At 67.3% G+C, this 14,345-nt stretch carries 12 protein-coding genes and 1 other annotated feature; of the genes, 5 read left to right on the top strand and 7 right to left on the bottom strand.

All coding sequences use genetic code 11. The annotated features are described in order from the left end of the window. The first annotated feature begins 5 nt into the window (after positions 1 to 5). On the top strand, positions 6 to 2,138 hold the full coding sequence (locus U0025_RS11230; protein ID WP_004207479.1) for a ComEC/Rec2 family competence protein: 2,133 nt from the start codon (positions 6 to 8) through the stop codon (positions 2,136 to 2,138). On the opposite strand, the gene lexA is transcribed toward U0025_RS11230, so the two are convergent. From lexA to trpD, 5 genes are all read right to left on the bottom strand, one after another. Then, entirely contained in the window at positions 2,129 to 2,806 is a 678-nt protein-coding gene (gene lexA / locus U0025_RS11225; RefSeq protein ID WP_004207478.1) for a transcriptional repressor LexA, read from the bottom strand. The genes U0025_RS11230 and lexA overlap by 10 nt on opposite strands. 88 nt (positions 2,807 to 2,894) lie before the next feature. Continuing rightward, the gene (locus U0025_RS11220) at positions 2,895 to 4,079 is read right to left on the bottom strand and encodes a molybdopterin molybdotransferase MoeA (RefSeq protein WP_004207477.1); all 1,185 of its coding nucleotides are present in this window, start codon (positions 4,077 to 4,079) and stop codon (positions 2,895 to 2,897) included. Beyond that, a complete protein-coding gene (gene moaC, locus U0025_RS11215; protein ID WP_004207476.1) occupies positions 4,076 to 4,561 on the bottom strand; it encodes a cyclic pyranopterin monophosphate synthase MoaC in 486 nt (161 codons plus the stop codon). The genes U0025_RS11220 and moaC overlap by 4 nt, the downstream gene beginning before the upstream one ends. Further along, positions 4,558 to 5,349 (bottom strand): indole-3-glycerol phosphate synthase TrpC, encoded by a 792-nt coding sequence (gene trpC, locus U0025_RS11210; RefSeq protein WP_004207475.1) that lies wholly within the window; start codon positions 5,347 to 5,349, stop codon positions 4,558 to 4,560. The genes moaC and trpC overlap by 4 nt, the downstream gene beginning before the upstream one ends. Then, the gene (gene trpD / locus U0025_RS11205) at positions 5,346 to 6,338 is read right to left on the bottom strand and encodes an anthranilate phosphoribosyltransferase (protein WP_004207474.1); all 993 of its coding nucleotides are present in this window, start codon (positions 6,336 to 6,338) and stop codon (positions 5,346 to 5,348) included. The genes trpC and trpD overlap by 4 nt, the downstream gene beginning before the upstream one ends. A 132-nt stretch (positions 6,339 to 6,470) precedes the next feature. On the opposite strand from trpD, the gene U0025_RS11200 reads away from it, so the two are divergent. Next, positions 6,471 to 8,225 carry a chloride channel protein gene (locus U0025_RS11200; protein ID WP_004207472.1) on the top strand — a complete coding sequence of 585 codons (1,755 nt, stop codon included), beginning with the start codon at positions 6,471 to 6,473 and terminating at the stop codon, positions 8,223 to 8,225. 161 nt (positions 8,226 to 8,386) lie between these two features. Beyond that, positions 8,387 to 8,442 (top strand) — a sequence feature (sul1 is cis-regulatory element that is thought to sense ions involved in sulfur or methionine metabolism; They are found in Alphaproteobacteria). Between the two features lie 76 nt (positions 8,443 to 8,518). Beyond that, positions 8,519 to 10,009 carry a SulP family inorganic anion transporter gene (locus tag U0025_RS11195; protein ID WP_004207470.1) on the top strand — a complete coding sequence of 497 codons (1,491 nt, stop codon included), beginning with the start codon at positions 8,519 to 8,521 and terminating at the stop codon, positions 10,007 to 10,009. A 137-nt stretch (positions 10,010 to 10,146) separates the two neighbouring features. Here U0025_RS11195 and U0025_RS11190 read toward each other — a convergent pair whose 3' ends face one another. Beyond that, a complete protein-coding gene (locus U0025_RS11190) occupies positions 10,147 to 10,737 on the bottom strand; it encodes an anthranilate synthase component II (protein ID WP_004207469.1) in 591 nt (196 codons plus the stop codon). A 143-nt stretch (positions 10,738 to 10,880) separates the two neighbouring features. Here U0025_RS11190 and U0025_RS11185 point away from each other — a divergent pair, with 143 nt between their 5' ends. Next, positions 10,881 to 11,369, top strand: a complete 489-nt coding sequence (locus tag U0025_RS11185; protein WP_004207466.1) for a hypothetical protein — start codon at positions 10,881 to 10,883, stop codon at positions 11,367 to 11,369. A gap of 37 nt (positions 11,370 to 11,406) precedes the next feature. Here U0025_RS11185 and rnr read toward each other — a convergent pair whose 3' ends face one another. Next, positions 11,407 to 13,722 (bottom strand): ribonuclease R, encoded by a 2,316-nt coding sequence (rnr, locus tag U0025_RS11180; RefSeq protein ID WP_004207465.1) that lies wholly within the window; start codon positions 13,720 to 13,722, stop codon positions 11,407 to 11,409. A 76-nt stretch (positions 13,723 to 13,798) separates the two neighbouring features. Between rnr and U0025_RS11175 the strand changes: the two genes are divergently transcribed. Then, complete coding sequence (locus U0025_RS11175) at positions 13,799 to 14,203, top strand: cupin domain-containing protein (protein ID WP_254792341.1); 405 nt, start codon at positions 13,799 to 13,801, stop codon at positions 14,201 to 14,203. The last annotated feature ends 142 nt before the right edge of the window (positions 14,204 to 14,345 follow it).

Genomic DNA, 14,345 nt, shown 5'->3' with positions numbered 1-14,345 from the left:
CTAGCATGGCTTTTGAGCCACGACAAACGTCCGTTGGGCGCAGGACGGTGCGTATTGCGCACAATGGATTTGCGCGGATCGAACAATGGCTGGAGGTGGAGCGCGAACAGCTTGCCTTGTGGGTGCCGGTGGCGCTGGGCGCGGGCATTGCCGGCTGGTTCGTGCTGCCGGGACCGGCACACTGGCTGGCCTGTTGCTGCGGGGCGCTGGGGCTGGCCTGTCTGGCGCTGTTGCTGCCGGTGGGCGCGCGATTGCGGCACATGCTGGTAACGGCCGGGCTGCTCGCCTGCGTCGGTTGCCTGCTGGTCTGGGGCAAGGCGACATGGCTGGGTCAGCCGCCGCTGGCCCGTCCCATATTCGTACAGGTGACGGGCACGGTGACGGCGGTGGCCAAGCTGCCGGCGCAACAGATGATACGGGTGGGCCTGCGGCCGATCGCGGCGCCGGCGCTGCCCGCGGCGATCCGGGTGAATATCGCGGAGGCGGACGTGACCGAAGGGCTGGGCAAGGGGGCGGTGCTGCGCTTTCGTGTGCGGCTGATGCCGCCCGCGCCGCCGAGCGTGCCGGGCGCGTTCGATTTTGCGCGACGCGCCTATTTCCAGGGGATCGGGGCGACCGGGCGGGCGCTGGCGCCGGTCGAGGTGGTGGAGAAGGCGCGTGAGGGGCCGACGCTGCGGGCGCGGCTGTTCGATCATATCAGCGGACAGGTGGCGGGCGCACCGGCGGGGATTGCGGTGGCGCTGGCGACCGGCGACCAGGGCGCGATTGCCGAAACGGATGCGGAGGCGATGCGGCGCAGTGGGCTTGCCCATCTTCTCTCGATCAGCGGGCTGCATGTGACGGCGCTGATCGGGGCGGTGATCTTCCTGCTGTTGCGCCTGCTGGCGCTGATTCCGCGCGCGGCTTTGGACTGGCCGCTGATGCTGATCGCGGCGGCCGGCGGCGCGCTGGCGGGAATCGGCTACACGCTGCTGACGGGGGCGGAGGTGCCGACGGTGCGATCCTGCATCGCGGCGCTGCTGGTGCTGGGCGGACTGGCGCTGGGGCGCGAGGCGATCACATTGCGGCTGGTCGCGACCGGGGCGCTGGTGGTGCTGGTCTTCTGGCCCGAGGCGCTGATCGGCCCGAGCTTCCAGATGAGCTTCGCCGCCGTGGTCGCGCTGGTGGCGCTGGGCGAGCATCGGCGGTTCAAGGCGTTCGCGATGGCGCGGGACGAGCCTTGGCTGCGCAAGGCCGGGCGGACGGTGGCGGCGATGCTGATGACCGGCCTTGCCATCGAAATGGTGCTGGCGCCGATCGCGCTTTACCATTTTCACAAGGCAGGTTTGCTGGGCGCGGCGGCCAATCTGGTCGCGATCCCGCTCACCACCTTCGTCATCATGCCGCTGGAGGCGCTGGCGCTGTGCTTCGATCTGGCCGGGCTGGGCGCGCCCTTCTGGTGGCTCACGGCCAAGGCGATCGCGCTGTTGCTGGCGGTGGCGCATGGCGTGGCGGCGAGCCCGATGGCGGTGATGCTGGCGCCGGCGGTGCCGGGCTGGATTTTCGGGATCATCGTGGTGGGAGGCCTCTGGTGCCTGCTCTGGCGCAGTCGCTGGCGCTGGCTGGGGCTTGGGCCGGTGGCGGTTGGTCTGATCGGCATCGCGCTGCTGGCGCCGCCCGATATCGTGGTGACGGGCGACGGGCGGCATGTCGCGGTGCGGACGCCGGCGGGGACGATGGCGCTGCTGCGCGAGGGGGCGGGCGACTATGTCCGCGACGTGCTGAGCGAGAGTGCGGGCTATGACGGGACGCTGGAGGCGATCGCGAAGATGAAGCAGGCACGCTGTTCGACCGATCTGTGCGCGGTGACGTTGCCGCGGGGCGGGCACGACTGGCGCTTGCTGGTGACCCGCAATGCGATGCTGGTCGATCGCCCGATATTGGAGCGGGACTGCGCGGCGGCCGATATCGTCATCAGCGACCGGGGCCTGCCCTGGTGGTGCCGGCCGCGCTGGATGAAGATCGACCGCCGGCTGCTATCCCGCACCGGCGGCCTGTCGATTGGCCTTGAAAGCGGCAAAGTTCACACCGTCCATCGGCCCGGCGACGCGCATCCGTGGATCGTGCGCCGCCGGCCCCGAACAGCCGGTCAGTTGTAGCGGCGCAGCAGGCCGGCGAGCTTGCCCTGGATGCGGACCTGGCGCGGATCGTAGATCTGCGGTTCATAGGCGGCATTGGCGGGATCGAGCCGGACCCGGCTGCCTTCGCGGCGGAAATATTTGAGCGTCGCTTCGGCGTCGTCGATCAGGGCGACGACGATCTGGCCCTCGCGCGCGACATCGGTGCGCTGGATCAGCGCGAAGTCGCCGTCGAGAATGCCGGCCTCCATCATCGAGTCCCCCGACACTTCGAGCGCATAATGATCGCCCGAGCCGAGCAAGGCGGCGGGGACGGAGAGCATGGTATGGCTTTCCATCGCCTCGATCGGCACGCCGGCGGCGATGCGGCCATGCAGCGGAATTTCGATCACGTCGTTGGCGGCGGTCGGCAACAGCACGGCGGGCGCCGACACCTTGGGCGTCGGGACGGCTGGTGCAGGCGCACGGTGCATCGCGTCGGGCAGCTTGAGCACTTCGAGTGCGCGGGCGCGGTTGGGCAGACGGCGGATGAAGCCTCTCTCCTCCAGCGCGTTGATCAGCCGGTGGATGCCGGACTTGGAGCGCAGGTCGAGCGCGTCCTTCATCTCCTCGAACGAAGGGGACACGCCGCCCTCTTCCAGCCGGGTCTGAATGAAGCTCAGCAATTCCTGCTGCTTGGGCGTCAACATCGGCGGTCCTCCATGGAACGAATGAAGAACGCATAGGAAACGGAAAGGGGTAAGTCAAGTGCGTTAAGCCATGCGCTGCTTTTGCCGGTCAGGCAGTCAGGGGGATGATGTCCACCATGTCGCCGGCAATGGCGGGGGCTGAACCGGCCGGACGGCGGATCAAACAGTCGGCCAGCGCCATGGCGGCGGTGGCGGCGCTGTCCTGCGACGTGACCGAGACGATGCCGTCGGCGCCGCGATAGGCGCGCAGATAATCGTCGCGTTCCGCCGTCGCGCCGAGTGGGGCGGCAAGGCGGGCCTGCACGACCGGCGGCAATGGCGCGCGCGATCCGGCGAGATGGCGCACCAGCGGGCAGAGGAAGAGGGTGCCGGTGACGAAGGCGGAAACCGGATTGCCCGGCAGGCCGAGAAAGGTGGCGTTCCCCAGGCGCCCGGCCATCAGCGGTTTGCCCGGCCGCATCGCGATCTTGTAGAAATCGAGCGTGCCGCCGGCGGCCGCAAAGGCGGGGCGGACATAGTCATGATCGCCGACCGAGGCGCCGCCGGTCGAGACGATGATGTCGGCCTGTGACGCCTGTTCCAGCGCCTGCGTCATGGCGGAGAGATCGTCGGGCACGATGCCGAGGTCGATCACGTCGCAGGGCAGGGCGGCGAGCAGCGCGGCCAGCATCGGCGCGTTGGACGAGGGGAGATAGCCCGGCGGCGTCGGCGCGCCGGGGGGCACAAGTTCATTGCCGGTCGAGAGCAGGGCGATGCGCGGCCGGGCGCCGACGCGCAGGCTGCCATGGCCGCCAAGGACGGCAAGCGCGATCTGGCCCGGCGTGAGGCGGCTGCCTGCGCTGACCAGCAGTGTGCCAGCGCGGAAGTCGGAGCCGAGCGGGCGGACATGCCTGCCGGGCGACAATATGCCGTCATGCGCGGTCAGTGTGTCGCCGTCGCGCGTGGCATTTTCCTGGATCAGGATCGCGTCGGCGCCGGCTGGCAAGGGCGCGCCGGTGAAGATGCGGCAGGCCTGGCCCGGTTGCAGGGCTGGGATATCGGCGTCGCCCGCGCTGCTGGTGACGATTACCTGCCATGGCCCGGCGCCTTCGGATGCGCGCACAGCATAGCCGTCCATCGCTGAGAGATCGGCCCAGGGCTGGTCGCGGAGCGCGCTAATGTCGGTGGCGAGCCAGCGGCCGGCACAGGCGGAGACGGGCACATGTTCGGCCGGCAACGGATCGGCAAGGGCAAGGAGCCGCGCTTGCGCGTCCGCGACCGGCATCAGGCTCATCGGCCGGCATGCTCCGGCGCGGTCCAGTCGCCCGATTTGCCGCCGCGCTTGGCGAGTAGGCGAACATCGCCAATTATCATGCCCTTATCGAGCGCCTTGGCCATGTCATAGACGGTAAGCAGCGCGGCGGTCGCGGCGGTCAGCGCCTCCATCTCCACCCCGGTCTGGCCGGCGGTGCGCGCGGTCGCGGTGACGGTGACGCCATCGTCGTGCAGGGCAAAGTCGATGGTGACGGCGCTCAGCGGGATCGGATGGCAGAGCGGGATCAGTTCGGCGGTGCGCTTGGCCGCCATGATGCCGGCGACGCGGGCGACGGCCAGCACATCCCCCTTCTTGATGAGGCCGGCGGCGATCGCCTGCGCAGCGTCGGCGGCCATGGTGATGCGCCCGGCGGCCACCGCCTCGCGCGCGGTCACAGCCTTGGCCGAGACATCGACCATGCGAGCGGCGCCATCCTCGTCCAGATGGGTGAGGCCGGTCATGCGCCCGTCAGCAGGTTGCGGGTCGCCGCCTCGACATCGGCCTGGCGCATCAGGGTTTCGCCGACCAGGAAGCAGCGCACGCCATGATCGGCCATGGCGGTGAGGTCGGCATGCGAGCCAAGGCCGCTTTCGGCGACAAAGGTGCAGCCGTCGGGCGCCTTGCCGACCAGCTCATAGGTGCGAGCGAAATCGACGCTGAAATCGCGCAGGTCGCGGTTGTTGACGCCGATCAGGCGCGAGCGCAGCTTGAGCGCGCGTTCCAGTTCGGCCTCGTCATGCACCTCGATCAGGGCATCCATGCCAAGGCCGAGCGCGGCGTCCTCTATCTCCTGCATCTGGCCGTCGTCCAGCGCGGCGACGATGATCAGGATCGCGTCGGCGCCGAGCGCGCGGCTTTCGAGGATCTGCCAGGGATCGACGATGAAATCCTTGCGCAGCACCGGCAGCGCGCAGGCCGAGCGGGCGGCCATCAGATAATCGTCATGACCCTGGAAATAGGGCTCGTCGGTCAGCACCGAGAGGCAGGCAGCGCCACCGGCGGCATAGGCCACCGCATGGGCCGGCGGATCGAAATCGGCGCGGATCAGCCCCTTGGACGGGCTGGCCTTCTTCACTTCGGCGATCAGGCCGAAGCCCGAGCGGGCGGCATCGTCCAGCGCCCTGCGGAAGCCGCGCGGCGGGGTCTGCTCGCTGGCGCGGGCGTGGAGCGACGCGATCGTCGTCGCGGCCTTGCGGCGGGCGACATCCTCGCGCTTGAAATCGCAGATTTCGATGAGCTTGTTGGTCATTGATAGGCAATCCAGCAATTGAGGAGCGCGTTGGCAAGGCCGTTGTCGATCGCTTCGGCGGCCTGTTCGACGCCTTCCTGGAAATCATGGGCAGCGTCAGCCACCACCAGAGCGGCGGCAGCGTTGAGCAGCACGGCGTCGCGATAGGCGCCGGCCTCGCCCTGGAGCAGGGCACGGAGCGCCGCGGCATTATGGGCCGGGTCGCCGCCGCGAATGGCGGTGACGGGATGGGTCGAGAGGCCGAGGTCCGCGGCGGTCAGGCGGCGCATCGCGACCACGCCGTCGGCCGTCACCTCGGCAATGTCGTTGCCGCCGGCGAGCGAGAGTTCGTCGAGCCCTTCGTCGCCCGACACGATCATCGCATGGGTGGCGCCAAGCTGGCCGAGCGCATCGGCATAGATGGGGACGTAAGCGGGGCGGGCGATGCCGACCAGTTGGCGGCGGACATTGGCGGGATTGGCGAGCGGCCCCATCAGGTTGAAGATGGTGCGTTCGCCGATCGACCGGCGGATCGGGCCGAGGCGCTTGAGCGCAGGATGATAATTTTGCGCGAACAGGAAGCAGATGCCCAGATCCTTGAGCGTCGCTTCCGCCGTGGCGGCGGCGCGATCGAGGTCGAGGCCCAGTGCTTCGAGCGTGTCGGCGGCCCCCGCCTTGGACGAGGCGGCGCGATTGCCATGCTTGGCGACCGGCACGCCGGCGGCCGCGACCACCAGGCTGACGGCGGTCGAGACGTTGAGCGTATGATGGCCATCGCCGCCGGTGCCGCAGACGTCGATCGTGCCGTCGGGGGCGTCGACCGGGATCATCCGGGTGCGCATCGCACGGGCGGCGGCGGCGATTTCCGTCGCGGTCTCGCCGCGCCGCGCCATGGTGACGAGGAAGCCGGCGATCGCCTCGTTCGACAGGTCGGCGTCGAACAGCAGGTCGAAGGCGCGGGCGGCTTCTTCGGCGGCCAGGGGCGCGCTGGGATCGGGCAACAGGGTCATGGCCCAAGCCTTTAGTCCCGGCCGCGCGCGAAAGTCGAGGGCGACATGCTATTTGCCCGCCAATTGGAATTTTGTTGCGTGACCCGGCAATTGGCTTGACGCGGGTGCCAAAGGGGCGTTGTCGGGGAAGCCATGCGCCGTTCCTGGTCAACCCTGTTCTGGAGCCTTGCCATCCGCCAGCGCCGCCGGTTGCGCGAGAGCGAGGCGGCCTTCATCCTGCTCGCCATACTGGCGGGCGTGGCGGCGGGGCTGATCACCAACCTGTTGCAGCTGATGGCGCACGGCATTCAGGAACTTCTCTATGGCGTCAGCATCAACCGGCTGAGCGCGCTGGGCGAGATCCGCCATCCCTGGCGGCTGCTGGGCCTGCCGCTGGGCGGGCTGGCGCTGGTGCTGCTGGCGCGGCTGCTGCGCCGCCGGCAACGGCCGCTGATCGACGTGGTGGAGGCCAATGCGCTGCATGGCGGGCGCATCCCGATGGCCGACAATCTGGTGATCGCCGGGCAGACGGTCTTGTCGAACGGGGCAGGTGCCTCGGTCGGGCTGGAGGCGGCCTATGCGCAGATGGGCGGCGGGGTCGCGTCGCTGCTGGGCCAATGGCTGAAGCTGCGGCGCAACGATCTGCGCACCCTGGTCGGCGCCGGGGCGGGGGCAGGCGTGGGCGCGGCCTTCGGTGCGCCGCTGGCCGGCGCCTTCTATGCGTTCGAGATCGTGATCGGCCATTATACGCCGGCCGCGATTGCGCCGGTGGTGGCGGCGGCCTTGAGCGCGGCGTTCGTGACGCGTGCGCTGGGCGTCGAACCCTGGCTGATCGCGACCACGGCGGACCGGATATTGGGGACGGCGGACTATCTTCTCTATGCGCTGCTCGGCCTGGTCTGCGCGGGGCTGGGCATCCTCATCATGCGGATGGTGACCTTTGCCGAGCTGCGGGTGCAGGGCTGGACCTGGCCGGGACGATGGCGGCCGGTGATCGGCGGCGTGCTGCTGATGCCGCTCGCCTGGTTGACGCCGCAGACCTTGTCGGCCGGGCATGGCGCGCTGCACCTCAACCTCATCCTGCTGCCCGACTGGACCGTGCTGCTGATGATCCTGTGCCTCAAGATCGCGGCATCGGTGATTTCGCTGAGCTTCGGCTTTCGCGGCGGGCTGTTCTTCGCGTCCCTGTTCCTGGGATCGCTGGCGGGGCAGATTTTCGCGCAGCTGGTCGACCTTGTCGGGATCGGCTGGTCGCTCGACCCCAATGATGCGGCGCTGGTGGGGATGGCAGCGCTCAGCGTCGCGATCGTCGGCGGGCCGATGACGCTGGGGCTGCTGATGCTGGAGACGACCCATGATTTCCAACTGATGGGCGTGGTGCTGACCGCGTCGCTGCTGTCGAGCGCGGTGACGCGGGAAATGTTCGGCTATTCCTTCTCCACCTGGCGGCTGCATCTGCGCGGATCGACCATCCGCAGCCCGCGCGACATTGGCTGGGTGATGAACCTGACCGCCGGGCGGATGATGCGGCGCGACTGGGTGTCGGTGCCCGATACGATGAGCGTCGGCCAGTTTCGCGCGCTGGTGCCGCTGGGGTCGGCGAGCAAGGCGATCATGATCGACGGCGCGGGCGGCTATCGCGGCATCGTGCCGACGGCAGCGGCCTATCGCCCCGAACTGGCGGAGGATGCGCCGATCGCGCCGCTGGCGACGATGGCCGATATCTCGCTGCGCGCCGACGCGGATATCCGCGCGATCCTGCCCCTGTTCGACAAGGCGGCGGCGGACGAGCTGGCGGTGGTGGACGAAAGCGGGCTGGTGCTGGGCGTGCTGACCGAGAAACATGCGCGGCGGCGCTATTTCGAGGAGATTGAGAGTTCGCAGCGGGCGTTGTTTGGGGAAGGGTAGAGGCTTTTTGGAAAATGCGCGGAAGAGCGCATTTTCAGTGCCGCACCGGCCCGCGCCCCCACCCGGCCTCCCACAGTATATCGCCGCGGGGCGTCCGGGTGGAGGCGCGGGCCGGCGCGGGGTTGCATTGGCGGGGCAGGGCTGTAGAAGGCCGGCATTCGCATGGACCCGGTGAAATTCCGGGTGGCTATTCCGGCCGCCGATCCGCCGGACAACATCACACATGATTATCGAACGCGCGCCCGGAGTCGGCGCCCAAAGCCCGATAATGTGCATTGATGTGGATTTTCGACATGACCCAATTTTTCAGCCGCTATCGCCGCCAATGGTTCAGCGACGTCCGGACGGCGCGCCATGACATCATGGCCGGCATCGTCGTCGCGCTCGCCCTGATCCCCGAAGCGATCGGCTTTTCCATCATCGCGGGGGTCGATCCGCGCGTCGGCCTCTATGCCTCGGTCGCGATCGCCATCACCATCGCGCTGATCGGCGGGCGGCCGGGGATGATCTCCGCCGCGACCGCTGCTGTCGCCGTGCTGGTCGGGCCGCTGGTGCGCGACCATGGCGTCGAATATCTGTTCGCCGCGACGATCCTGATGGGCGTGGTGCAGATCATCGCCGGGCTGTTGCGGCTGGATCTGCTGATGCAGTTCGTGTCGCGATCGGTCATCACCGGCTTCGTCAATGCACTGGCGATCCTGATCTTCATGGCGCAACTGCCGCAGCTGACGAATGTCGGCTGGCAGACCTATGCGATGGTGCTGGGGGGGCTGGCCATCATCTATGTCTTCCCCCGGATCACCAGGGCTGTGCCGGCGCCGCTGGTGGCGATTTTGCTGCTGAGTGTGCTGTCGATCGGCCTGGGCCTGCCGGTGCATACCGTTGGCGACATGGGGCGCCTGCCCGAAGGACTGCCGAGCTTGGCCCTGCCGCAGGTGCCGCTGACCTGGGACACGCTGCGCATCATCCTGCCCTATTCGGTGACGATGGCGGCGGTCGGCCTGCTCGAATCGCTGCTGACCGCGCAGATCGTCGACGACATGACCGACACCGACAGCGACAAGCAGCGCGAATGCATGGGGCAGGGCGGGGCGAATATCGTCGCGTCCCTGTTCGGCGGCATGGGCGGCTGCGCGATGATCGGCCAGTCGGTGATCAACGTCACGTCCGGCGGGCGCGGGCGGCTGTCGACCTTCGTCGCTGGCGCATTCCTGCTGTTCCTGCTGGCGGTGTTGGGGCCGTGGGTCGGGCGCATCCCGATGCCGGCGCTGGTCGCGGTGATGGTGATGGTGTCGATCGGCACCTTCAGTTGGGCCTCGATCGCCAATCTGCGGCGCCATCCGCCGACCTCCTCGGCCGTCATGCTGGCGACGGTGGTGGTCGTGGTGGCGACCCGCGACCTGTCGCTGGGCGTGCTGACCGGCGTGCTGCTGTCGGGCATATTCTTCGCTGCCAAGGTGCAGCGCATGTTCGCGGTGGAGCGCAGCGAGGTCGATGGTCGGGCGACCTATCGCGTCACTGGCCAGATTTTCTTCGCCTCGGTCGACCGCTTCACCCGCGCCTTCACGGGCGAGGAAAGCGCGACCCATGTGCTGATCGACGTGTCGGGCGCGCATTTCTGGGATATTTCGGGCGTCGGCGCGCTCGACAAGATCATCGCCCGGCTGCGGCGCGAAGGGCGCATGGTCGAGGTGGTCGGCTATAACCGGGCGAGCGCCGACATCGTCGACCGCTTCGCCCTGCACGACAAGATCGGGGTGGAGACGGGGGCGGTGCCGCACTGACATTGCGGCGGCCTTTTTTCCCTTTTCGTCATCCTGACGGAAGTCAGGATCCATTCGGCGCTACGCTGACGAGCGAGCGCTGAATGGATCCCGGATCAAGTCCGGGATGACGGCAGTGAAATTGGGCAAAAGCGGGCTTACGCCGCTTCGCGCTCGCGGACCGGGATGCCGGCGACCTTCATGAAATTGGCCAGCATGTCATGGCCATGTTCGGTCGCGATGCTTTCCGGGTGGAACTGGACCGAATGGATCGGCAGGGTCGCGTGGCGGAAGCCCATGACCGATCCGTCCTCGCTGGTCGCGTTGACCACCAGATCGGCCGGAATATCCTCGACGATCAGCGAGTGATAGCGGGTCGCGGTGAAGGGCGAGGGGAGGCCGGCGAACAGGCCGGTGCCGTCATGGCGCACCGGCGATGTCTTGCCGTGCATCAGCCCGCCGCGCACCACCTTGCCGCCGAAATGCTGGCCGATCGCCTGATGGCCCAGGCACACGCCCAGCAGCGGCGCGCCGGCATCGGCGCAGGCCGCGACCAGATCCAGGCTGACACCCGCCTCATTGGGGGTGCAGGGACCGGGCGACAGCAGGAAGGCCTTGGCCCCGCTCGACAGGGCCTGGCCCGCCGAGATGGCGTCGTTGCGCACGACCTCTACCTTAGCCCCCAGCTCCATCAGATAATGGACCAGGTTCCAGGTGAAGCTGTCATAATTGTCGATGACGAGGATCATGGGACACAGCCTATAGGCGCGGATGACGATGGGGGGAAGGGGATGTGGGGCAGGAGGCGAATTTGGAACGCGGATGCACTGGAATTGCCGTTTGCGCTTTTGCGAGGCATCTCTGGATGCTTACACCTCCGAGGGGGCATGTGATGGTGCGGACAGTGTGGGAGCGGGTGCGGGCGCTAGGCGTTATTGTGAGTTGTGTCGCCACGACTTCATGCGGCGATGGCGCGGTGCCTACGCTGGATCAAATCGAGATTTTCGCGCCGGGTATGGAAATATCTGTGCAGCAGAATGGTGCTGGCCAATATCATCAAATCTCGGAACGCAAGACGGGGCACTTTGACATCGGTCGCGAGGGCTTCGTGAAGTTGCAAACGCAAACAGAGCCTTTTCGGATTTCCGATGACTCCATGTCGGCGAAGGAGGTTTCCAATTACATTGCCAGTGGGCAGCGCTGCGAGGGCCATTATGCCACTGACCAAGGTGGCATAAGCCTTCATTGGAAGGGCGAGTCCGTAGATCAATTTTACGCGGTGGATTATGGCTGCGACGGTCAGCGCCATGCGGCTAGAAACAAAGTTCTCCAAGGAATTTTGGCATCAATGCCGGTTCCTCATCCGGAGTTTCTCCCCTAAAAAATGGTCAAGCGGCGCTGAGCCGCCGCCTATCCCTTTACCGTTTCTTGTGCTTGCCCCGGCTGCTGCCGATGTGGCGGATGTTGGTGGGGCGGCCGCGGTGGATTTTCGGGCGGGTGCGGTCGCGTTTGAGCGGGCTGCCGCGCGGGGCCGGATTGTCGGGCAGTTCGAAGCGCAGCGCGCCGTTGATCGGATCGGCTTCGGCGAGGCGCAGTTCAAGCCGCTGGCCCACCGTATAGCGGTCGCCGCTTTCGACGCCCTGCAGCGCCTTGCCCGCTTCGTCGAAGAAGAAATGCTCGGCGCCCAGCGTCGATACGGGCACGAGGCCGTCGCCGCCCAGCCCCTCGACCGTGGCGAAGAAGCCGAAATTCTGGACGCCGGTGATCCGCGCCTTCACCACCTCGCCGACATGGGCTGACAGGAAGGCGGCGACATAGCGGTCGATCGTCTCGCGCTCCGCCTCCATCGCGCGGCGTTCATGGCCCGAGATCATCTCGCCGACCCGGCCCATATTCTCATAATCCTCCTGGCTGAGGGAGGAGCGATCGGGGATCGCCTTGTCCTTGGGCGCGGGCAGTTCGAGATCATAGGCGCCGACCAGCGCGCGATGGACCAGCAGGTCGGCATAGCGGCGGATGGGCGAGGTGAAATGGGCGTAGCTGCCGAGCGCCAGGCCGAAATGGCCCATATTCTGCGGCGCATAATAGGCCTGGGTCTGGGAGCGCAGGATCTGGGTCATGATCTGCTCCTTCTCCTCCGACTCGCCGACCTTCTTGATCAGCTGGTTGAAGGTGGACGGGCGGATCACCTGGCCAAGCGCGAAGTCGATGTCGAAGGTGGCGAGATATTCCTTGAGCGCGACCAGCTTGTCGCGGCCCGGCGTTTCATGGACGCGGTACATGACCGGCGCCTTCTTCGCCTCCAGCGCCTTGGCGGCGGCGACGTTGGCGGCGATCATATAATCCTCGATCAGCATATGGGCGTCGAGCCGTTCGCGCACCGCGACGCTGACGATCTTGCCCCATTCGTCGAGGACGACACGCCGTTCGGGCAGGTCGAGCGCGAGCGGATCGCGCTTTTCGCGGGCCTTGCGCAGCAGCGCCCAGCAGGCCCAGAGCGGTTTGAGCGCCGGTTCGAGCAGTTCATTATCCTGCTCGCCATCGATCGCCGCCTGCGCATTTTCATAGGCGAGGACGGCGGCGACGCGGATGATGGCGCGGGAGAAGCGGAAGCTCTTCACCTTGCCCTGCGCGTCGATCACCAGATGGCAGGCCATGGCGGCGCGGTCCTGCCCGGCGCGCAGCGAACACATGTCGGACGAGAGCTGGTGCGGCAGCATCGGCACGACCAGGTCGGGGAAATAGACGCTGTTGCCGCGCTTGCGGGCTTCGCGGTCGAGCGCGCTGCCGGGGCGGACATAATAGCTGACATCGGCGATCGCGACGATCGCCTTGTAGCCGCCTTCATTGGCCGGGTCTTCGTCCGGCGCGGCCCAGACGGCATCGTCATGGTCGCGGGCATCGACCGGGTCGATCGCGACGATCGGCAGATGGCGCAGATCCTCGCGCTTGTCCTCATGCAGCGGCAGCTTCGACGCGGTGACTGCTTCTTCCTCCACCGCTTCGGGGAAGACATGTGGGATGCCATGCTTGTGAATGGCGATCAGGCTGAAGCTGCGCGGGGCGAAGGGATCGCCGAGAATGTCGGTGACGCGCGCGCTGATCCGCGGCGGGCGGCCGGTCGGCTCGGCCAGGACCAGATCGCCCTTCTTGGCGGTGCCGATATCGCTGATCGGCGTATCCTTGCGGATGCGCTTGTCGACCGGGCGCAGCCACAGCTTGCCGTCGGCCATTTCCTCGACCACGCCGAGCAGCATCTCGGTCGCCTTGGCGAGCTTCTTCATCGGATGGGCGAGCCAGCCCTTGCCCGCTTCCTCGGTGCGGGCGAGGATGCGGTCGCCGATCGTCAGGGCGCCGCGTTTGCCCCGCTCGACCACGCGGATGCGGGGCGCGGGCTGGCCTTCGGCCTCCCAGCGTTCGGGGGTGGCGATCAGGGTGGTGTCGTCGACATCGACGATGCGCAGCACCGTGACCTTGGGCACGCCGCCCATCTTGTGGAAGGCGCGGGCCGGGCCGATGTCGAGCAGGCCCTCGTCCGCCATGTCCTTGAGCAGCGCTTTGAGCGCAATCTTTTCCTGCCCCTTGAGGCCGAATGCCTTGGCGATTTCACGCTTGCCGGCGGGGGTGTCGGACTCGGTGATGAAGTCCATCACCTGCTGCCGGGTCGGGAACCCTGCGGGACGGACTTTCGCGCGGGCCGGGGCCGCCTTCTTCTGCTTCTGGGTCGATGCCATGGCTCCGCTATAGGGGGCAGGCCGCATGGGCGCCAGTGGCATGGCGGGATGGCGGGGACGGATCGTTGGAACGGGCATGACGATATTGCTTCTCCCCCTGTTGCTCGCTGCCGCACCTGATACCCCGATCGCGCCGATCGATAAGACCAGTGCCGAACATTATGTCTGGGGCGGCAGCAATGACGGCTGGCATCTGGTGAAGCGCGACGAGATGTCGGTGATCCAGGAACGGATCGTGCCGGGCGGGGCGGAAGTGCGCCATTATCATCAGCGGGCGCGGCAGTTCTTCTATGTCCTGTCGGGCGAACTGACGCTGGAGGCGGGCGGGGTGACCCATGTGCTCAAAGCGGGGCAGGGGCTGGACGTGCCGCCGGGCGTGCCGCACCGGGCCCAGAACAGGAGCGGCGCGCCGGTCGATTTCCTGGTCAATTCGACGCCCAAAAGCCATGGCGACCGGGTCGAGGCACCGGCGGAAAAATAGGAAATCCCCCGCTTAACTTCGCATATTTCCCGCACATTCTGATATTTTGGAACAGATGTTGGAAATCTTGTTGCGGGATCGGTGAGGGGGATGTTCGTGGTGCGGGCGCGGGACATGGCGACATTCTAGCCCGTCGGGCTGG

Source organism: Sphingobium yanoikuyae (assembly GCF_034424525.1).
GTDB classification, from domain to species: domain Bacteria; phylum Pseudomonadota; class Alphaproteobacteria; order Sphingomonadales; family Sphingomonadaceae; genus Sphingobium; species Sphingobium yanoikuyae.
This window is presented reverse-complemented; position numbering and strand designations above follow the sequence as displayed.

Bases quoted from the DNA above. Each gene is read 5' to 3' on its own strand.
- U0025_RS11175 (WP_254792341.1), top strand. From the start codon at position 13,799: ATGACGATATTGCTTCTCCCCCTGTTGCTCGCTGCCGCACCTGATACC.
- U0025_RS11195 (WP_004207470.1), top strand. From the start codon at position 8,519: ATGACCCAATTTTTCAGCCGCTATCGCCGCCAATGGTTCAGCGACGTC.
- U0025_RS11185 (WP_004207466.1), top strand. From the start codon at position 10,881: ATGGTGCGGACAGTGTGGGAGCGGGTGCGGGCGCTAGGCGTTATTGTG.
- moaC (WP_004207476.1), bottom strand. From the start codon at position 4,561: ATGACCGGCCTCACCCATCTGGACGAGGATGGCGCCGCTCGCATGGTC.
- U0025_RS11190 (WP_004207469.1), bottom strand. From the start codon at position 10,737: ATGATCCTCGTCATCGACAATTATGACAGCTTCACCTGGAACCTGGTC.
- rnr (WP_004207465.1), bottom strand. From the start codon at position 13,722: ATGGCATCGACCCAGAAGCAGAAGAAGGCGGCCCCGGCCCGCGCGAAA.
- trpD (WP_004207474.1), bottom strand. From the start codon at position 6,338: ATGACCCTGTTGCCCGATCCCAGCGCGCCCCTGGCCGCCGAAGAAGCC.
- U0025_RS11220 (WP_004207477.1), bottom strand. From the start codon at position 4,079: ATGAGCCTGATGCCGGTCGCGGACGCGCAAGCGCGGCTCCTTGCCCTT.
- lexA (WP_004207478.1), bottom strand. From the start codon at position 2,806: ATGTTGACGCCCAAGCAGCAGGAATTGCTGAGCTTCATTCAGACCCGG.
- U0025_RS11200 (WP_004207472.1), top strand. From the start codon at position 6,471: ATGCGCCGTTCCTGGTCAACCCTGTTCTGGAGCCTTGCCATCCGCCAG.
- trpC (WP_004207475.1), bottom strand. From the start codon at position 5,349: ATGACCAACAAGCTCATCGAAATCTGCGATTTCAAGCGCGAGGATGTC.
- U0025_RS11230 (WP_004207479.1), top strand. From the start codon at position 6: ATGGCTTTTGAGCCACGACAAACGTCCGTTGGGCGCAGGACGGTGCGT.